Consider the following 20911-nt stretch of genomic DNA (forward strand, 5'->3'; position numbering starts at 1 on the left):
CAGAGTGAAATTACATGGAGGGAAAGATATGTTAGTAGCAGAAGCGATTGTACAAATTTTGGAAAAAGAAGGAATTGAAGACGTTTTCGGAATCCCAGGTGCAGGTATCAACCCAGTATACAAATATTTGGAGAAATCCGATTCGATCAAACACATGGTCATGAGACACGAAGAAGCTTGCACCCACGCAGCAGATGGCTATTACCGTTCCAGCGGAAAAATGGCAATGGCTACTTGCACAGCCGGTCCTGGCGCGACGAATTTTATAACCGGAATTTATACTGCGAATATCGACTCGATTCCATTCTTGGCATTAACGGGGCAATCCGTAAGATCGCAGTTGAACAAGGACGCTTTCCAGTCTGTCGACATCGTGTCGATCGCTAAACCGATCGCAAAAGGCGCTTGGTGCGTCATGGATCCTAACGATACCGTCGAGATTTTTCGCGAAGGCTTCCGGATTGCACGTGAAGGCAAACCAGGTCCGATCCTGATCGATTTGCCGCTGGATATACAGATGGCTGAAATCGATTTTGACATCGATAGCTACATCCCTTATGAAATCGAAAGACCTGCTCCAGAAACAGACAAAATCAAAGAGGCTCTGCAATTGATTTCAGAAGCGAAAGCGCCGGTCATGATCATGGGCGGGGGCGTCATCCTTTCCGAAGCAACAAGCGAATGCGTTGAGCTTGCTGAAATGCTGCAGTTGCCAGTCATCACAACCTATATGGCGAAAGGCGGCATTCCAGTAAATCATCCATTGAACGCAGGCCATGCCGGTATTCAAGTCGGCGGACCTCTTGGGAACAAAGTTTTGAGTGAAGCGGATGTCGTTTTGGGAATCGGGTGCCGCTTCACGGACCGCCATACTGGGGATGTCAAAGTGTATTCAGAAGGGCGTAAGTTCATTCATATCGATATCGAACCGAGCCAAATCGGTAAAATCATTCCGGCTGAAATCGGTATCGTAGCGGATGCAAAAATGGCGATCGAAGCATTGCTGGCTGAGGCGAAACAAATGGAAGCATTCGGAGCGAAAGGACTTGTGTCGGAATTGCCGCAGTTGAGCATCGATCTGAAACGAAAAACCGACTATGACAGCAGACCAATCAAACCACATCGTGTATTCAAAGAGATGAATGAAGTGTTCGGTGATGAAGTAATGTACACGACCGGTTGCGGATTGACGCAAATCTGGTCAGGGCAATTGCAGGACATCAATCGTCCAAGAAAATACTTGCCATCAGGTGGAGCAGGAACTTTAGGGTTCGATATTCCAGGTGCAATAGGTGCTTCTGTTGGGGCACCGGGAATCAAAACTGTTTCCGTCTTGGGTGACTTCGGGTTCACTTTCATGGTTGAGGAAATCGCTGTTGCGGCAGTCAATGACATTCCCTTGGTTGTAGTCATCGTCAACAATGCTTACTTGGGACTGATCCGCCAAAACCAAAATTATGGCTATGACTTCGAATATGCTGTCCATATGGCAGAGAACCAAGGCTTGATGGATTACGTTAAGGTAGCGGAAGGATTCGGCTGCGAAGCAGAACGCGTCTTCAATCCGGAGGACATTAAACCAGCTTTGGAACGTGCTTATGCATCGAACAAACCTTACGTCATCGATATCGTATGTGAAGAAGCGACCGATTGCTCAATGGGACCAAGCATCACAGCCGTAAGAGAATTCGTATAAATCGATTAAAGAAAGGAGGCAGCACGCTTGTTTGCGAAACGCCGCAATCGGGAATGCTGCCATCTTTATCGGCAAATTAGCAAGCCATAAAGAAAGTAAAGGAAGGGGAAAACCATGATAGAACCAATGAATAAATATCTGCAGATCGGACTGATCCATTTTATGGCCTATCCACAGGCGATGAACTGGAAGGACCAAGGCAATATTGTAGAGACCGTCAAAAAAATAGTGGTGGACGATTACTTTGATGCCATCGAAGTTTCGCATATCGAGAAGGATGAAGACCGGGCAGCAATCAAAAAAATGCTGGACTCCAGCCACATGAAAGTCTGTTACGGAGCACAGCCGCGGTTATTGACGGCAGGATTGAACCCGAATGCCATCGATGAGACGGAACGGCTGAAGGCGGAAGCCATCCTGATCGATTCAATCGATGAAGCAGAATACCTTGGGGCAAAAGGGATCGCTTTCCTTTCCGGAAAATATGAGGAGGCTACGAAGGCAGAAGCTTTCCGTCAATTGGTCAAGACGACCAAGACGATCTGCGAATACGCAGCCAAGAAAGACATGACCATCACGCTGGAAGTCTTTGATTACGATCTTGATAAGAAATCGTTGATTGGTCCGGCGCCGTACGCTGCAACATTTGCCGCTGAGATGCGCAGTTTGGTGGAGAATTTCGGATTGATGATGGACCTGTCCCATATTCCGCAAACGCATGAAACCTCAAAATATGCCATCCAGGTCACTAAGCCTTATATCACCCATCTGCATATGGGCAATGGCGTCGTGAAAGAAGGCGCGGAAGCATTCGGGGATACGCATCCACGCTTCGGGTTCCCGAACAGCGTAAATGACGTTCCGGAGTTATTGGACTTCTTGAGGGTCCTGCAAACAGAGGGATTCTTTGACAGTTCGAATCCTCCAGTGCTATCCTTCGAAGTGAAGCCGTGGCAAGATGAAGATCCGGATATCGTCATCGCAAACGCCAAACGGACATTGAATCGGGCGTGGAGCCTATTATGACACAAGGAGGAAACGAAATGAAGATAGTTGTATTGGATGGCTATACGTTGAATCCAGGAGATCTTTCCTGGGAACGCCTGGAAAAGTTAGGGGAATGCGCCATTTATGATCGCACGCCTAAAGATGAAGTCATCTCGCGGATCGGGGATGCTTCGATCGTATTCACAAATAAAACCCCTTTGACGGCTGAAATATTTGCGGCTTGCCCGAATATCCGCTATGTCGGTGTTCTGGCAACAGGGTATAATGTTGTGGACACAGCCGCTGCTAAAGAGCACGGCATCACTGTAACGAATATTCCGACTTACGGGACCGCATCGGTGGCCCAATTCACTTTCGCTTTGCTGCTGGAAGTTTGCCACCATGTAGGTGAGCATGACAAAGCAGTCAAGCAGGGACGTTGGCAGGAATCAGGGGATTTCTGCTTCTGGGATTATCCGCTGATCGAATTGGCAGGCAAGAAAATGGGCATCATCGGCTTCGGCCGGATCGGGCAGGCCGTGGCGAAAATCGCCATCGCATTCGGCATGGACGTGTTGGCATATGATCATTTTGCCGATAAGGGATTGGAAAACGAGCACACGAAAATCGTTGATTTGGATGAACTACTTGAGAATGCGGATGTCATATCCCTTCACTGTCCATTGTTCCCAGAAACCGAAGGAATCATCAATGCTGCGGCATTGGCGAAAATGAAATCCAGCGCCATATTGATTAACACGTCTCGCGGACCGTTGATCGTAGAGGAAGACTTGGCAGCGGCTCTGAATGCCGGCAAGCTGCATGGAGCGGCAGTGGATGTCGTTTCGACAGAACCCGTGACGGAAGAAAACCCATTGTTCACTGCGAAAAATTGCTTGATCACACCGCATATTGCATGGGCGCCGATTGAAGCCAGACAGCGCTTATTGGATATCGCAATCGATAATACCGAAGCATTTTTGGAAGGGAAGCCAGTCAATAGCGTTTCTTGATGAATTGAATTTGCAATGATTGAAAAGGAGAACAGACATGAAACTGAGAGATGATGCAACATATATCATAAATCAATCGATTCAGGCGGTATTACCGGATAAGGCCGTCACAAATGCCTTAAGGAAGATGGATATAGATGGCAACAGCCATATCATCGCAATCGGAAAAGCGGCTTGGCGAATGACGAAAGCGGCGGTGGATTGTCTGGGCGAACAATTCAAAGGCGGGATAGTGTTGACGAAATATGGACATTCCCTTGGAGAAATCGAACGGGTGACCATTTTTGAGGCCGGGCATCCTATACCGGATCAGGCGTCCATCGATGCGACCTCTGAAATTTTGCGGTATGTATCCGACATGCCGGAAGAAGACACGATCATATTTTTGATTTCCGGAGGCGGGTCAGCACTGTTTGAAAAAACGCGTAATCAGATCAGTTTGGCTGAATTGGAGGATATCAACAAGCAGCTTTTGAACAGCGGAGCGAATATCGTCGAAATCAATACAATCCGTAAGCATCTCTCGGAAGTAAAAGGTGGCCAATTTGCTCAGTTGTGTTCTCCTCGTCGCATCCAGGCCATCATTTTGTCCGATGTTTTGGGTGACCGGTTGGATACAATCGCATCTGGTCCGGCTTACCCTGATTTTTCGACGAGCGCAGAGGCTCAGAAAATTGTCGAGAAATACGATTTGAAATTGTCGGAAAATGCACGAGAAGCCTTGCTGAAGGAAACACCTAAATCTTTGGATAACGTAAACAATACGCTGATCGGGAGTGTGGATATTTTATGCCGTGAGGCGGTAACACAAGCGCAATCGCGCGGCTACCATACTTGTCTGATGTCGACTGCCATTGAAGAGGAAGCTTCATCGGTCGGGGAACGCCTTGGGCAACTCGCCAGAAAAATAGTCTCCGGTCAAGAGGATGCCCAGCTTCCGTGTGCCATCATTGCCGGCGGGGAGCCTGTAGTCACAATCAAAGGAGATGGGTTAGGCGGCAGAAACCAGGAGTTAGCGTTGGCTGCAGCTTTTCAGATTTCCGGATTGCAGCAAGTGGTATTGGCATCGGTCGGATCGGACGGAACGGATGGACCCACGGATGCAGCGGGAGGACTGGTAGATGGCGCCAGCTTAGCGCGCATGCGAAGAAGCTACGCGGATGTGGAGGGTTTGTTGGCGAATAATGATTCCAACAAAGCCCTCGAAAGCAGTGGAGATCTGATCGTTACGGGCCCTACCGGTACGAACGTGAACGATCTGATTATATTGCTGATCGAGAAAGCGCCTGCCTAATGGAGGTTGGCATGAAAAAGAGAAAGAAGGCCCTGGAATTTTTTCCAGGGCCTTCTTTCTCTTTTTATTTATCGTATAGACCATCAAGCCAGTGGATAAACTGTTGATAAGTGCGCCTACCGGCAGGCTTTGTCAAATCGGCATCAAAGTCGTGCGGCATTCCCAGAACAGGATGGAGCACAGCACGGTGTATCAGCTGAGCAGCTTGTTGGGTGAATTGGTAGGGCACGTCCTGGTCTGCTGTGCTGGCCGTGAGAAAAGTAGGCGGTAACGATTGCAGATCTAGTGCGGTCAGATTGAATGTTGCTATTTTTGACTTGTCCTCAAGGAACAGCGGAACCCATTTTCCGGTCTGACGGGCATGGAGGTATAACGGAAACCTTTCGGTAACTGCTCCTACAGCAAGGGGCTGCTTTTGGAGCAGCTGCTTCAGATAAGCCACAGGCACCTTAGGAAAGGTATTGTAGTAAGTGCTTGGCTGATGGAAAGAGGGCTCATCCAGTGAATAGTAACCATAAAAACTGGCCAATCCTTTCAGATGGGGTTCATTGGAGCGGGCCGCCAACTGAAAGGCGAGGAAGGCACCGGCTGAACGGCCGAAAAGCACATAATCCGCCGACCCTAAGTTGAACAATTTTTTTCCTTCCTCTCTGAACCAAACCAAGGCTTTCTGCAGACAAAGCATCATTTCGGGCAATTGAGCTTCCGGTGCCAGCGGATAATCGATCGCGAGCAGCGCATATCCGGCATCCGACAGCATCTTCTTATACGTATCGGGAAGGTCATGGCGATCTCCGAATACCAGTCCGCCCCCATGCAAGTAGAGGAGTGTCAACGGTTTAGGGGATTCTGTCGCAGCGGGATAAAACGTCGCCTGCAGCGGCAAACCTTCATATACAAAGTAAGTTTCGGTTGAAGCATTCATTCTTTTATCATTCCTTTCGCTGAATTCCCTTCCACTTTATCACAATCACCTTCATTTAAAATGGCTCGATGTGTACACTTGGCACAAAAATATATCCGATTTTGTGTATTATGTTAATGATAAGCTATCAAGAAGCGCTTACAATATGAGTATGATATTTCGGAGGAGGAAACGGAAAAATGGACTGGTTTAAGACTATTCAAGAGAATGTAGATTTATTATCGGGTATCGGCAGCGATCCGACAGGCGGCATGACGCGCTTGCTTTACTCCGATTCTTGGTTGGAAGCTCAGAATGCCGTCAAAAACAAACTGGAAGAGATCGGAATGGAAACGCATTTCGATGAAATCGGAAATCTGTTCGGAAGAATGGAAGGTTCAAAATATCCTGATGAAACAATCATGTCCGGTTCCCATATAGATACCGTCATCAACGGCGGCAATCTCGATGGGCAATTTGGTGTGATAGCTGCCTATGTCGCCATGGCTTACTTGAAAGAAACATACGGCCAACCCTTGCGTTCAATGGAAGTCATCTCGATGGCCGAGGAAGAGGGCAGCCGTTTCCCTACTGTGTTCTGGGGGAGCAAAAACTTCGTGAATGAAGCCAAAATAGAGGACGTCGAGGCAATCAGCGACTTTGAAGGCATCCGATTTGTGGATGCGATGCGCCAAGCCGGATTCGACTTCAAGAAGGGCGAACAGAAACGCAGGGAAGACATCAAAGCCTTCGTGGAACTGCATATCGAACAAGGGAATGTCCTTGAAAATCAGGGGCTGCAAATCGGTGTCGTCAACAGCATCGCTGGCCAGCGCCGTTACACTGTCGTTCTGAAAGGGCAAGCGAACCATGCAGGTACGACGCCGATGGGTTATCGCCGTGATGCGGTCTATGCCTTCAGCCGGATTTGCTCCGAGTCGATTGAAAAGGCGAGGGCGATCGGTGATCCGTTGGTGTTGACCTTCGGAAAAGTGGAGCCGAAACCGAATACGGTGAATGTGGTGCCGGGAGAAGTGCTGTTCACGATCGACTGCCGCCATACGGACAGCGACGTGCTGATCGGGTTCACCCAGAAATTGGAGCAGCGCATCAACGAAATCGCTACAGAAATGGATATCGAGGCGACCATCGACTTATGGATGGACGAAGCGCCGGTTCCGATGGATGCAAAAATCGTCGCGATTCTCGAAGAAGCCGCAAAAAAAGCAAATATGAAATACCGTGTGATGCACAGCGGGGCCGGACATGATTCCCAAATCATCGCGCCGCATTATCCGACTGCCATGATTTTTGTTCCGAGCATCGGGGGCATCAGCCACAACCCGGCTGAAGCGACCAAGCTGGAAGATTTGGTGGAAGGCGTCAAAATGATGGCAAGCGCACTTTATGAATTAGCTTATAAATAGAAAAATATCAAACGGATAGGGTGGATCGAAGGATGGGCTATAAGAACAATCAAACAGGTTACAGAGACGGGCTGTTGGAATCAAGAGCCGTCATAAAAAGAGCAAATTACGCGTTGATCCCGCATGATGGATTAGTGAAAAACGTTGTTCCCGGATTTGAAAATTGCGAGGTCACCATTTTGGCTTCACAAAAATTGGGAGCAAGCTTTGTGGATTACATCATTTCGATGAAATCCGGCGGCAGAAACGTGCAAGGTTTCGGAGCTGAAGGCGTAGAAACCTTTGTTTACGTCGTTGACGGAAAATTGAAGGTAAGCGACGGTGCTGAGAGCCATGAGCTGGAGACCGGCGGCTATGCCTACTTGCCGGCTGGCGTGTTGATGCAGTTGGAAAACAACCAGGAAGCGGATACGGAAATCTTCCTTTACAAAAAACGCTACGAAACTTTGGAAGGATACGAAGCGCGCAAGGTTGTGGGCAACATCAATGACTTGGTCCCTTCCGAATATGAAGGGATGAAGGATGTCTTGTTGTGGGATCTGTTGCCGACAGATATCGGTTTCGATATGAATTTCCATATCCTTTCGTTCGAACCGGGTGCTAGCCATGGCTACATCGAAACCCATGTGCAGGAACACGGGGCCTACATCCTGTCGGGCCAAGGCATGTACAACTTGGACAATGACTGGATGCCTGTAGAAAAAGGCGATTATATCTTCATGGGTGCCTATGTGCCGCAAGCCGCATATGCAGTCGGCAGAGGTGAGCCGTTGCGTTACGTCTATTCGAAGGACTGTAACCGCGACCCTAAAATTTGAGGACAAGGAGCATACAAATGGAAGGCACAGGAATAGAAGTTGAGGCGAAATTAGTGACTGTAATGCCTGATGAACTTCATCGACTGATCAAAAAAAAATTAGAGGGAGCAGGACTGTATCCTGAGCAAGCAAATGAGGTAGCCAACCACTTGGTGTTTGCGGATTCTTCCGGAATCCATTCCCACGGTGCCGTGCGCGTCGATTACTATGCCGAAAGGATCGCTAAAGGCGGAGTGACGCTTGAACCTAACGTTTCTTTCGAAAAGACAGGAGAAAGCACTGGGATTTTTCATGGCGATAACGGAATCGGCCAATATGTCGCGAATCTCGGCCTGAAGGGAGCGATCGCCATGGCCAAGGAGTCGGGTGTTGCAGTGGTAGGGATTTCCAGAATGAGCCACAGCGGCGCACTGTCCTATTACGTGAAACAAGCAGCCGAACAGGATCTGATTGCGATCGCCATGTGCCAATCCGATCCGATGGTTGTTCCTTTCGGAGGTTCAGAAATTTATTACGGAACAAATCCGATTGCCTTTTCGGCGCCAAGGAAAAACGGTCCGCCGATCGTCTTCGATATGGCAACGACTGTACAGGCTTGGGGGAAAATCCTCGATGCCCGTTCAAAAAATAAAACCATACCGGATACCTGGGCAGTGGATAAAGATGGGAAACCGACAACAAATCCGCATGACGTCCATGGACTGCTGCCGATTTCGGGTCCAAAAGGGTACGGACTGATGATGATGATCGATATTTTATCAGGCGTGCTGTTGGGGCTGCCTTTCGGGAAGCATGTTTCTTCTATGTATGACCAAATTTCTGAAGGACGCAATCTCGGTCAACTATATATAATCATCGATCCAAAAAAATTCACGGACCTGGAGAGCTTCAAGGACAAAATCGAGACTACCGTGAGGGAATTGCATGAGGTCAGACCGGCAGCCGGATTCGGTCAAGTCTATTATCCAGGCGAAATCAACCAGTTGAACTATGAAAAGCATCAGGAAAAAGGCATCCCAATCGAAGAGAGCATTTACGCTTATCTGAAAAGTGATCTGATTCATTTTGACCAATACGGCGGCAAAGGAGCTTTTGCGGAATAAGCATCTGATCGAAGCACACAAAAAGAAACGGGAAACCGGGGAAGAGAGGCAATCAATGTTACACACAATCATCAAATCAAACAGCTACCAGGATTCCATCGTTTTGATGCTGTTGACGAATAAAATCAATACGGTCGCAGGCGTCACAAAAGTTTCCATCATGATGGGTACGCCTGCCAATAAAGATATCTTCAAAACGGGAGGGCTGTACACGCCGGAACTGGAGAAAGCATCATCGAACGATATGGCTGTCGTTCTGGAAGTGACGGATGAGGAAGTCATCGCTACAGTCATGGAAGAAATCGATCTTTTCCTGGAAGAGCAAGCTAAAGGGAACAGCGGCGCTTCAGTAGAGGAAACTGCACGGACATGGGATAAGGCTTTGGAAATGGCAAAGGATGCACAAGTCGCACTCTTCTCGATTCCAGGCACGCATGCGGCACTTGAAATCGAACGCGCGTTGGATGCAGGTAAACATGTCTTCTGCTTCAGTGATAATGTTTCGATCGAAGATGAGAAGCGTCTGAAAATGAAGGCACACGAAAAAGGTCTGCTACTGATGGGGCCGGATTGTGGAACAGGAATCATCAACGGTATTCCCTTGGCGTTCACAAACGTCATCAGACCCGGAAAAATCGGTATTGTCGGTGCATCCGGAACAGGAATCCAGGAAGTTTCTACGCTTATCCATAAACTTGGAGGCGGCGTGACGACTGCTATCGGAACCGGTGGACGCGATCTGAAGGAAGCTATCGGCGGCATCACATTGATGGATGGTATCGTCACTTTGGAGCAAGATCCGAACACGGAAGTGATCGTCGTCATCTCCAAACCACCAGCAGCGAGTGTCAGGGACAGAGTGTTGGCGTTGCTTAGAAAAATCTCCAAGCCGGCCGTAACCATCTTCCTGGGTGAAAAACCAACTTATCACGAACCTAATCTTTATCATGCCTATACGTTGGAGGAAGCGGCTGAGTTGGCTGTGAAATTAGTGAACAAAGAAACGATCGGTTCCGATTCTGACGCAATCGATGTTCCTGCCATCAACTTCTCCGAAGAGCAAAAATACATCAAAGGCTATTATTCCGGCGGCACACTAGCCAATGAAGCGGCCATGCTGATCAAAGATGGTCTTAGTTTGATAGGGGACGCTGAGAAGAAGGAAGGCTACATCCTGAAGAGCGAGGGCTATGAAGTCTTGGATCTGGGGGATGACATCTATACGCAAGGCAAACCGCATCCGATGATCGATCCGGAAAAACGCATCGAAATGATCAGACAAGCTGCGGATGATCCGAAGACAGCCATCATTTTGTTGGATATTGTTTTGGGATACGGCTCACACATGGATATGGCCAGTGAATTGGTGCCGGCCATCAAGGAAGCGAAGTCGAAAGCCGCTGCTGAAGGCAGAGAGCTTGCGTTCGTTGCGACGATCGTAGGGACTGACGCTGATCCTCAAGACGGCCAAGCACAACAAAAAGTATTGGAAGATGCTGGAGTCATTATCCGGATGAGCAACAACCAAGCTGTCCGCACGGCTTTGGCGATGCTGGGAATCCATATCCAAGACAACAAAAAGGGCCTGAAAGAAATCGATGCCCCTGCATTCACAGAAGAATTAGCGCCTTCACAAGCTATGTTGGACCTTCTGCATGCGAAAGAATTTTTGAATATTGGTCTGCGCAGTTTCTCCGAAACCATCCGTGAAAACGGTGGGAAAGCGACGCAATTCGATTGGCGTCCGGTTGCGGGTGGCAACGTCACCTTGCAGAAAGCTTTGTATTACTTGAATAATTATAAAACTGAACAAACAGATAGCATATAAGGGAGGAAAAACAAGGATGCATTATCAAACGATTGATGAAGCTAATCAAGCAGTAGCTGCTAAAATTGTCGCTGGATCCCCTTTCTTAGTGGATGTTGTACCAGCAAAATCAGTGATCAAAGAATTTAACGAAGGGAAAGTCCTGCTGCATGCAGGACCACCCATCAAATATGAGCAAATGGTCGACCCAATCCAAGGTGCCTGCGTGGGGGCAGCACTTTTTGAAGGCTGGGCAGAAAACGAAGCCGATGCCAGAAAGTTATTGGAATCCGGAGAGGTTACCTTGATTCCTTGTCATCATGTCAATGCGGTCGGTCCGATGGGCGGAATCACTTCGGCAAATATGGCGGTCCTGATTGTGGAAAACAGAACGGATGGCAACCGTGCTTTCTGCACGATGAATGAGGGGATTGGTGCAGTGCTGCGTTTCGGAGCCTATTCTGATGAAGTAATCACTCGTTTGCGTTGGATGCGCGATGTCTTGGGCCCGACCTTAAGCAAAGCGCTGCAAACCAAACCAAGCGGATTGAACGTGAATGTATTGGTTGCTAAAGCAATCGCCATGGGGGATGAATTCCACCAAAGAAACATTGCCGCATCATTGGCCTTTTTGAAGGAAATGGCACCTATCATTGTCGGGCTGGATATGGATCAGCGAGAAAAAGAACAGGTCATGCAATTCTTGGCGGACACTGACCAATTCTTCCTTAACATCATGATGGCAGCAGCCAAAGCGGTCCTGGATGGCGCAAGGACTATCCAAGAGGGTACGATCGTCACCGCAATGTGCCGCAATGGCTATGAATTCGGTATCCGTATCGCCGGAATGGGGGATGAATGGTTCACAGGACCGGTCAACACACCGCAAGGACTTTATTTTTCAGGCTTCAGTGAAGACGATGCTGCTCCGGATATGGGGGACAGTGCCATCACTGAGACGTTCGGTGTCGGTGGTATGGCGATGATCGCAGCTCCTGCAGTTACGCGTTTCGTAGGCAGCGGCGGATTCCAGGATGCGCTACAGACAAGCAATGAAATGCGCGAAATCTGTATCGACCAAAATCCGAACTTCTCCGTACCGACATGGGATTTCCAAGGTATCTGCCTAGGCATCGACGCCCGTAAGGTCGTTGAAACAGGCATCACGCCGGTCATCAATACCGGTATCGCCAACAAGAAGGCTGGATTGGGCCAAATCGGAGCGGGAACGGTGCATCCGCCGATCGCATGTTTCGAAAAAGCCGTATTGGCGTATGCAAAAAAAATGGGTTTCCAGGAATAACAAAGGGGGATGGTCGCAGTGTTCATAAAGGCAGCTTACCATGACGAACGCTTGACGGACACGCTGCACAATAAGAGCACTTGGCGCGTCCATAGCCTTTTCAATAAAAGTTTGAATATTCAAAGCGCTGATCAGGAAAATCTGATGCTGATAGCAGGCACTGCCTCACCGCGGTTGCCGAAAGCGCTATATCTTCCGGATGACATGTTGGGGAAACTGGTTGGAATCGTTCAACCCGGGCAAACCGTCTCCATCTCGGACGGCAGGCTGATTTTCGACGGATGCACCGTTGTTGCTGATGGAACACCGCAGTATCAGTCCCGCTATGCAACGGAACGAGGTTTGCATCAGGGCAGTTTGCGATATTACGTGGCATTGATGGCAAAAATAGAAAAGTTGAACGGTTTCGATTTCATGATGGCTGACTTGACGCGGGATTCATTTTTAGCGAATACCCCGGAAGGCAATCATATCCTGCGGCTGTATTCGGGTGACGCGGGAAAAAGAACCGAGGCGATAAGTTACTTCATCGGCAGAGGTAAAGGGTTGACGCCGTCCGGTGACGATCTTCTGGTGGGCGCTTTGGCAGCCGATCAGCTTCTGGGGATGCTCCCGTCAGATACGGAAGGCCGTATCAGGAAGCGGTTATCGCAAACTCCGAAGCCGACTACAACAGTAAGTGAGCACTATCTGGCGTGCGCCTTGGAGGGTCTTTATAACGAGCCCATCCATCGTTTGCTGCACGTTTTGCGGCAGGAAAGTGAAGAAAAAGCCATAGAAGAATGCATCAAACACATAATGGCTATCGGACATACGTCCGGAATGGATATGTTGACAGGCCTTACGGGTGCCCTGTTAGTATGGAACAGATTTGAAGGAGGGTACAATCAATGGCGAAAAGAGTTGTCATCGCTTTAGGCGGGAATGCAATCCTGCGTCCGAACCAAGAAGCGACGTTTGATAACCAGATGCACAATATCAAGATGAGTGCGGAGCTGATTGCGAAAATAGAAAAATTGGATTATGAAATCGTGGTGACGCACGGAAATGGTCCGCAGGTAGGGAACATCCTGCGCCAAAATGAGGAAGCAAAGGCTGTCGTACCGCAGATGCCGTTGGATGTCTGCAGCGCAGAATCGCAAGGCTTCATCGGATATATGATGGAACAATCTTTGAAAAATGCTTTGCATGAGGAAGAGTTGACGAGCAGTGTATTGACGTTATTGACGCAAACTGAGGTATCGCCGGATGATCCTGCGTTCGATAATCCTACAAAACCGATCGGAGTCTTCTATTCTGAGGATGAAGCCGAGTTGTTGTCTGAAGAGAAAGGTTGGATCATGATGGAAGATGCCGGAAGAGGCTACCGTAGGGTTGTTCCTTCCCCTCAACCTCAAAAAATCCATGGCGTGGAGTCCATCTTGAAGTTATTGAAACAAAATACGATCGTAATCGCAGGCGGAGGCGGTGGAATCCCTGTAGTCCGCAATAAAATCGGGCAAATATCAGGAATTGAAGCCGTAATCGACAAAGATCGCACCGGCAAGAAGTTGGCGGAACAACTGGATGCCGATGTATTCATGATGCTGACGGATGTCAGCAATGTCTACATCAATTACGGGAAACCGAACCAAGAAAAACTTGAAGAAATTTCCGTTTTGAAAGCGAAACAATATTTGGATGAGGGCCAGTTTGCGGACGGCAGTATGGGTCCAAAAATGGAAGCAGCCATCGACTTTGCTTTGCAAGGTAAAAAAGCCATCATCTGTTCATTGGACCAAGCAGCTGAAGCCTTATCCGGTTTTGCGGGTACGCGCATCGTCAACAGTTAAATGAAGAAATAAAAAACAGGAGGTTGTCCAGAGGCTATCTCCTGTTTTTGTTGTGCGACCAACACGGACCAGCACGGCGAAATAGCCCGCCAAAAGCAATTTGGCGGGCTTAAATGCAACGCTCCACACAAAATAACCTTCCCAAAGCTGTTCGGAAGGTTATTTGTTGTATGAAGCAGCCGATTTTACCCGGGATTTGTCACACTCTACGCAAACGTGTTCTGAATCCCAGAAATCTGTGCCTAAGCTGCGATTACGTCACGGACAAAAAGCGTCCGTTCTCGTAATCGCCTCTTAGTGCTCGATTTCTACCCGGGATTCATCACACTCTATTCGTCGTCCTGGGACAGTTCCAGTGCCAACCTTAGGTTTAGGCTGAAGTTTGGGTCATCGATCGGTGTTCCGAGTATCTCTTCGCAATGGTTGATTCTGTACTTCACTGTGTTGCGGTGTATGAACATCGCTTTTGACGTGCGCGTGATTTCGCATTGGTAGTCAAGGTAGGTTTTCAGCGTCCGGCGCAATTCGATCATGGCATCTTCTTCAGGATAGGCCAGTTCGTGGAGAACCGATTGGCAGAAATATTTGATTTCGTCCGACTGCATCCTTTCGAACAGGCTAAGCATGCCTTGCGGGCGATAATAGCTGATGCGCGGCTGTGGATCTTTGGCAAACCCTTCATCGAAAGCTATCTTTGCTTCAATGTAGGAATTGGCGATCATATCGATTTTTTCATAAGGATGACCATAGGAGAACGCCAAGGAAATCGGAAGGACCTTCTCGAGTTCTTCTGCAGTTGTCCGCAGGATATCATCTATCGCTTCATTTTTGGACTGCAGCAAAAGAAGCAGATGGTTTGTATTTTTCATCGGGAAAAGCAAGGCGTCCCGGAAGTGGAAAGCCAGTGCGTCGGAAAGCCATTGGTTGACCAATTGAATTTTTTCCCGGCTCAATTTATCTTTGAAGATCGAACTCTTTTCGTTCCGGCAATTGATGTAAATAACTTGATAATAGTGGGAATTGATGATGCCAAAGCTTTGCCCAAGGTCGAGCCAATTTTTTTGCTTGAGTGTTGGAGTTTGTTGGTTTTCTATCAATTGTTTGAAATAGTCACTGCGGATATCCTGTTTTGATTCCTCCACTTTAAGGTTTTTGTAGATGACAAACGATAAAACCATGGAGGCCTGATCAACCGCAAATTCCGATACGGGATAAGGGATCTGTTCTGGTCTTAAAATGATCAAATAGTACGGGAAATAGTTGTTCGCACGGATCGGATAGATGGAAATTTGCATCTCTTGGTTGTCCATATCGGTTATCAAAAAAGAATCCGTTGTGTCTGCCGAAAGATGCGGCTTTTTCTCATGCACTTGCCCCACATAATATTCGGCAGGCTTGCTGGATTGGGTGAAATGCTTGGAATGGGCGATCACTTGCCTGAAAGGATTCAGCAGGATGACCGGGGTTTTGATCATTTTTCCGAAATCGGAAATGAAGCGCGCAATGCTCGCGTCGTTCATCAGCAGGTTCGAAAAACGCTTTTGGATGTCCAAAGCGTAGCTCATCTGTTCTGTCTTTTGGTTCCACAAATAGTTCAGCATTTGATGGGATAGTGTCCCGAGCGGGGTCGTGCTTGGAATTTGGATCAAAGGGAAACGCACCGAATTGGCATAATTGATGATGGCCTGATCGATTTCCGGAAGGAAGCGGCCGACTTTTATACCCAGTCCAGCAGCGTTCACACGCATCAAAGAATCGATCAAAGGGATCAACCCTTGTTGGTCATTTTTGTAGCTCATGGCAGTCGTCAGCAAAAAAACATCCTTTGGAATGTAAAAGGCAACGTCAGGCGTCTCGGATATTTCGATGCTCGTCACTGCATGAGACAGATCTGCTCCTGCATTGAGCACTTTGAGATCGGAGAAGCGGGGCAAATCCAGCAGTTCTTTCATTGTAGTCATTAAAAACCCTCCTAGTGGCTTTAATTTTAATTGAAACCGCCATCATCATCAAGTGTTTATTTGGGCATAATCTACAAATTTCATATCATTTTGTTCATAACATACAATGACATTTTTGCTGAGAGTGGTAGGATGTAAGTAAATTATCAGACTAATATTCAATCTGGAGGAATAGTTATGTTCAAAGAAATCATCACACCCATCCGCACCATTATGACACCTGGTCCTGTAGAAGCTCATCCGAATGTACTTCGTGTTATGAGCACGCCTATTTTGGGACAGTTCGATCCAGCATTCTTAGCCATCATGGATGAAGTGAAAGAAATGATCAAAATCCCATTCGGGACAAAAAATGAGCAGGCTTTTGCCATCGACGGTACATCGCGTTCCGGACTTGAAGCTGCACTTATCGGACTGATCGAACCTGGTGATAAGGTTCTGATTCCTGCGTACGGGAGATTTGCGTATTTGTTGGGCGAAATCTGTGAACGTGCGAAAGCGCAAGTGACTTATCTGGAAAAAGACTGGGACAGTGTCTTTGAACAAGATGCGATCATCGCAGAAATCAAAAGGGTCAACCCTAAAATAGTCGCACTCGTTCATGGAGAAACAGCGAACGGCCAGATGCAACCGCTGGAAAAAATCGGCAAATTCTGCCAAGACAACGATGTGTTTTTTGTCGTCGATACAGTCGCCACTTATGGTGGAGCACCCGTGAAGGTGGATGAATGGGGCATTGATGTCGCCATTGCGGGTACCCAAAAATGCGTCAGCGTGCCATCCGGAATGTCTTTGATCACTTATAACGATCGCGTTGAGAAAGTGTTGACAGCACGTTATCAGAAAGAACTTGGTCTGAGCAAAGATTTCCGCAATGACCGCCACATCAGCAGCAATTACCTGGACTTAAGCCAACTGCAACGTTACTGGAACAAAGAGCGCATCAACCATCATACCGAGGCAACCAGCATGATCTATGCACTGCACGAAGGGTTACGGATGATGATCCTGGAAGGCATCGAGAACGGTTATGAGCGTCATAGCCAAAATGACCGCGCCATTCAGGCTGGTATCGAAGCGATGGGCTTGGCCATTTTTGGCGATCGCACAACGAAAATGCCGACGGTTACGCCCATCCTGATTCCTGAAGGTGTCGACGGCGATGCGGTACGCAATACATTGTTGAATGATTTCGGTGTCGAAATCGCTTCTTCATTCGGTCCGTTGCAAGGGAAAGTCTGGAGAATCGGCAATATGGGCTTCAGCAGCCGTAAAGAGAACGTATTGCACGTCCTGGCTGCTTTCGAAGCGGCACTCCTGTTCCACGGGGCAACCATAAACCGTGGGGAAGCCGTCCTGGCGGCTCTGCGTGAGTACAACCAAAAATAGACAAGGTTCCCAATAATAATAGAAGGAACGATCAGGGAGAGAAATCCGCCTGGGTCGTTCCTTGCGTTATTTGGAGATCATGAGCTGCCAATAGACGCAATAAAAAAACGTTGTCCGTTGTGCACAAGCAGAAAAATCACTTTGTACATCTCTTCCGATGTAAACGTTTTAGAGCCCATGTACAATAAGCTTATCAATGATTGATAGCGATTACAAAGATTGGGAGGGTTATTACATGCAAGCAAGCAATGAGGAAGTGAAAATGCAAGAAACTGATCTTTTTGTCAGTGATGAACAAGTCGAAGAATTAAAGAAACGCGGTTATAATGAAGACGTCGTTCCAAAAACGGCGGAAAAAAGGAATATGAACGCAAAGAACTATTTCACACTTTGGATGGGATCTGTTCATAATATTCCTAATTATACGGCTGTTGGGGGATTCCTGTTCCTGGGTCTGTCGCCGATCAATGTTATGTTAGCTCTTATCGTCAGTTCTTTGGCAGTCAGTGCCTTTATGGTCTTCAACGGCAGAGCGGGATCGAAATACGGGATACCGTTTGCGATGCACTTGCGTTCAACCTATGGGGATCTGGGAGCCAAACTTCCTGGATTCTTGAGAGGCGGAGTAGCAGCCATCGCATGGTTCGGACTTCAGAATTATGCGGGGTCGTTGGCTTTGCTGATTTTGATAAGCAAGTTCTGGCCGGGCTTTTTGAATATCGGTGGAGATTTCAATTTCTTCGGAATCGATCTTCCGGGCCTGATCACCTTCACCATTTTCTGGGCAATCAACGTGCTGATCGGTCTTGGCGGAGGAGGCGTTTTGAACAAATTCACTGCCATCCTGAATCCGCTGATCTACATCGTTTTCGGCGGCATGGCCATCTGGGCGATCAGAGTGGGCGGCGGCATGGGCAACATTTTGGCCTATACGCCATCCGGTGACAGTGTCCAAGGATATGCGCCTTTACTGGCCTATTTCATCATCATCAATTCCGTCATTTCCGTTTGGGCCGCTCCAGGGGCAAGCGTATCCGACTTTACGCAAAACGCCACTTCAACGCGCGACCAGTCGATCGGACAAACTGCCAGCCTTTTGGTTGCATACTTGATTTTCGCCTTATCCAGTGTCGCCATTTTGATCGGCGGATCCATCCACTTCGGGGTACAGGAATGGAACGTTCTGAACATCGTGAACAAGTGGGAAAGCGTCCCTGCTGCGGCATTGGCTGTAGTCGTATTCCTGATGACAACCGTCTCGACAAATGCAACCGGTAACATCATTCCGGCCGCGTATCAATTGTCGGCTTTGTTCCCTAAATCTGTCGATTACAAGAAGGGCGTTCTGATCGCTTCTGTCATCAGCTATCTCATCATGCCATGGAAATTGATGGAAAATTCCGCGAGCATTTTCGCTTTCCTGAATATCATCGGCGCTGTTTTAGGTCCTGTAGCGGGTGTCATGTTGGCGCATTATTATTTCGTCAAGAAACAGAAAATCGATATAGACGCTTTATATATGGATTTCAGCAAAGATAATTCGCAAAATCCGTATAAGGGCATAAATATAGAAGCCTACATCGCCACAATCGCAGCTTTATTGATTTCCGTGAGCGGACAGGTCATTCCTGCCCTGCAGATGATCTCCAATCTGTCTTGGTTGATTGGTGCAGCTTTGGCCTTCGGTATCTATCTGATGCTGAAGAGGGGAAAAAAATAGTTTCATCCAACTTTTGGTTTCAAAATTATTGATATAAATCATTTATTATTAGGAGGAAAAAGTATGAGTTACGATTTACTGATCAAAAATGGTTTGGTTATCCTGGATAATGGTGAAATTGAAACAGATGTAGCCATCAAAGATGGTAAAATAGCAGCTATCGGAAGCAACTTGGGTGATGCAGCTGAAGTCATCGATGCTAAAGGTCTGGTTGTCAGCCCTGGTATGGTTGACGCACACGTGCATATCACAGATCCAGGCGGCAGCTACCGCGACGATTGGGAAGGCTATCTGACAGGAACAAAAGCTTGTGCCAAAGGCGGCGTAACTTCCTTCATGGAAATGCCTTTGAACCAAGTTCCGGCTACAGTCGATGCCAAAACGTTGCAAATTAAAGTGGATGCTGGTCAAAACAAATTGACGGCAGATGTGGCTTCATTCGGCGGATTGGTTCCTTTCAACATCGAAGGTGGAATCCAGGAATTGGATGAAGGCGGCGTTGCAGCCTATAAATGCTTCATGGCTACCTGCGGCGATCGTTCCATCGAAGGCGACTTCATGAATGCGGATGACTACACTCTGTATGAAGGCATGAGACAAATCGCGAAAACTGGTAAAGTATTGGCGATCCACGCTGAAAATGCGACAATCACAGACAAATTGGGCGAAATCGCCTACAAAAACGGCGAAACAACGCTGAAAGCTTATGTAGCGAGCCGTCCTGTCTTCACGGAAGTGGAACCAATCAGACGCGCGATCCTGTTCGCAAAAGAAACAGGCTGCCGCATCCATATTTGCCACGTAGCTTGCCCTGAAGGCGTAGAAGAAGTGACCAGAGCCCGCAATGAAGGTGTTGACGTGACTTGTGAAACGTGCACGCACTATCTGTACTTCGATACTTCAGAATTGGATGCAATCGGACCGATCGTTAAGTGCTCACCTCCAATCCGTGATAAAGAAAACCAAAACGGCATGTGGGAAAAATTATTGGCTGGCGAAATTGCTTTTGTTACTTCCGATCACTCTCCATGTACACCTGATCTGAAGGACAAAGAGAATGCCTTTGAAGCTTGGGGAGGTATTGCAGGCGTTCAGAACAACGTGGATGTGTTGTTCGATGAAGGTGTTCAGAAACGCGGCATGTCCTTGAGATTATTTGCCGACATCATCGCAGCAAATCCGGCAGAACGCTTCAACTTGAGTTCAAAAGGCCACATCGCAATCGGCAAGGATGCTGATATCGTGCTGATCAAACCGAATGCGCCGTATACATTAAAAACAGAAGATTTAGAGTACAAGAACAAAATCAGCCCATACGTTGGCCGCGAAATCGGAGCGCAAGTAGCAAGAACGATTCTGCGCGGCGAAACGGTCTACAGTCTGGAAGATGGCGTTTCGGATACCCGTTCAGGAGAGTTCGTCTTCGTCAACGGCGAGACGGTCTACAGCTCGGAGACACGTTCAGAAGAAGCCGTTTCTGTCAAATAAGACAACAAATAAGTAGGATCCAGGGTTAGCGCCCGGATCCTCTTTTTGGTGTGCCCGGCATGGGTGATAACTTGGTGGTGAAAGTCCACTACAGACTTGGCAGTAGGAACTGTTAGTGAATGACAAGGGTGTCCACCGTGAGGTGGAATCTGAAGGAAGTCGGACGCAA

16 protein-coding genes are annotated in these 20911 nt (G+C 47.9%); 14 read left to right on the top strand and 2 right to left on the bottom strand.

The window, feature by feature from the left end; translation table 11 throughout:
- Positions 1-28 precede the first annotated feature (28 nt).
- The 4 genes from PH235_RS14100 to PH235_RS14115 all read left to right on the top strand — a co-directional run bounded on the left by PH235_RS14100 (position 29) and on the right by PH235_RS14115 (position 4990).
- Positions 29-1696, top strand: a complete 1668-nt coding sequence (locus PH235_RS14100; RefSeq protein WP_272162905.1) for a thiamine pyrophosphate-dependent enzyme — start codon at positions 29-31, stop codon at positions 1694-1696.
- A gap of 114 nt (positions 1697-1810) precedes the next feature.
- Positions 1811-2722, top strand: coding sequence for a sugar phosphate isomerase/epimerase family protein (locus PH235_RS14105; protein WP_272162906.1), 912 nt, complete (start codon positions 1811-1813; stop codon positions 2720-2722).
- A 17-nt stretch (positions 2723-2739) separates the two neighbouring features.
- Positions 2740-3696, top strand: coding sequence for a D-2-hydroxyacid dehydrogenase (locus PH235_RS14110; RefSeq protein WP_272162907.1), 957 nt, complete (start codon positions 2740-2742; stop codon positions 3694-3696).
- Between the two features lie 37 nt (positions 3697-3733).
- On the top strand, positions 3734-4990 hold the full coding sequence (locus tag PH235_RS14115) for a glycerate kinase type-2 family protein (protein WP_272162908.1): 1257 nt from the start codon (positions 3734-3736) through the stop codon (positions 4988-4990).
- Between the two features lie 64 nt (positions 4991-5054).
- Here the strand turns inward: PH235_RS14115 and PH235_RS14120 are convergent, their stop codons facing one another.
- Complete coding sequence (locus PH235_RS14120) at positions 5055-5915, bottom strand: alpha/beta hydrolase (RefSeq protein WP_272162909.1); 861 nt, start codon at positions 5913-5915, stop codon at positions 5055-5057.
- Positions 5916-6094: 179 nt separating this feature from the next.
- Here PH235_RS14120 and allC point away from each other — a divergent pair, with 179 nt between their 5' ends.
- The 7 genes from allC to arcC are packed head-to-tail and all read left to right on the top strand — an operon-like array spanning position 6095 to position 14184.
- On the top strand, positions 6095-7321 hold the full coding sequence (gene allC / locus PH235_RS14125) for an allantoate deiminase (RefSeq protein WP_272162910.1): 1227 nt from the start codon (positions 6095-6097) through the stop codon (positions 7319-7321).
- Between the two features lie 32 nt (positions 7322-7353).
- Positions 7354-8139 (top strand): (S)-ureidoglycine aminohydrolase, encoded by a 786-nt coding sequence (gene allE / locus PH235_RS14130; protein ID WP_272162911.1) that lies wholly within the window; start codon positions 7354-7356, stop codon positions 8137-8139.
- Between the two features lie 17 nt (positions 8140-8156).
- Positions 8157-9242, top strand: coding sequence for an ureidoglycolate dehydrogenase (gene allD / locus PH235_RS14135; protein WP_272162912.1), 1086 nt, complete (start codon positions 8157-8159; stop codon positions 9240-9242).
- Positions 9243-9297: 55 nt separating this feature from the next.
- Positions 9298-11070: an acyl-CoA synthetase FdrA gene (fdrA, locus tag PH235_RS14140; protein WP_272162913.1), complete on the top strand. Its 1773-nt coding sequence runs from the start codon at positions 9298-9300 to the stop codon at positions 11068-11070.
- Positions 11071-11086: 16 nt separating this feature from the next.
- Positions 11087-12352, top strand: a complete 1266-nt coding sequence (locus PH235_RS14145) for a DUF1116 domain-containing protein (protein ID WP_272162914.1) — start codon at positions 11087-11089, stop codon at positions 12350-12352.
- A gap of 18 nt (positions 12353-12370) precedes the next feature.
- Entirely contained in the window at positions 12371-13270 is a 900-nt protein-coding gene (locus PH235_RS14150) for a DUF2877 domain-containing protein (RefSeq protein WP_272162915.1), read from the top strand.
- Positions 13243-14184 (top strand): carbamate kinase, encoded by a 942-nt coding sequence (gene arcC, locus PH235_RS14155; protein WP_272162916.1) that lies wholly within the window; start codon positions 13243-13245, stop codon positions 14182-14184. Before PH235_RS14150 ends, arcC begins: the two co-directional genes overlap by 28 nt.
- A gap of 329 nt (positions 14185-14513) precedes the next feature.
- Here the strand turns inward: arcC and PH235_RS14160 are convergent, their stop codons facing one another.
- Positions 14514-16145 (bottom strand): PucR family transcriptional regulator, encoded by a 1632-nt coding sequence (locus tag PH235_RS14160; RefSeq protein ID WP_272162917.1) that lies wholly within the window; start codon positions 16143-16145, stop codon positions 14514-14516.
- Between the two features lie 177 nt (positions 16146-16322).
- Between PH235_RS14160 and PH235_RS14165 the strand changes: the two genes are divergently transcribed.
- From PH235_RS14165 to allB, 3 genes are all read left to right on the top strand, one after another.
- Positions 16323-17534 (top strand): pyridoxal-phosphate-dependent aminotransferase family protein, encoded by a 1212-nt coding sequence (locus tag PH235_RS14165; protein WP_272162918.1) that lies wholly within the window; start codon positions 16323-16325, stop codon positions 17532-17534.
- A gap of 262 nt (positions 17535-17796) precedes the next feature.
- The gene (allW, locus tag PH235_RS14170) at positions 17797-19254 is read left to right on the top strand and encodes an allantoin permease (RefSeq protein ID WP_272162920.1); all 1458 of its coding nucleotides are present in this window, start codon (positions 17797-17799) and stop codon (positions 19252-19254) included.
- A 63-nt stretch (positions 19255-19317) separates the two neighbouring features.
- Positions 19318-20742, top strand: coding sequence for an allantoinase AllB (allB, locus tag PH235_RS14175; RefSeq protein ID WP_272162919.1), 1425 nt, complete (start codon positions 19318-19320; stop codon positions 20740-20742).
- The last annotated feature ends 169 nt before the right edge of the window (positions 20743-20911 follow it).

This window comes from Trichococcus sp. K1Tr, from assembly GCF_028309625.1.
GTDB lineage: Bacteria > Bacillota > Bacilli > Lactobacillales > Aerococcaceae > Trichococcus.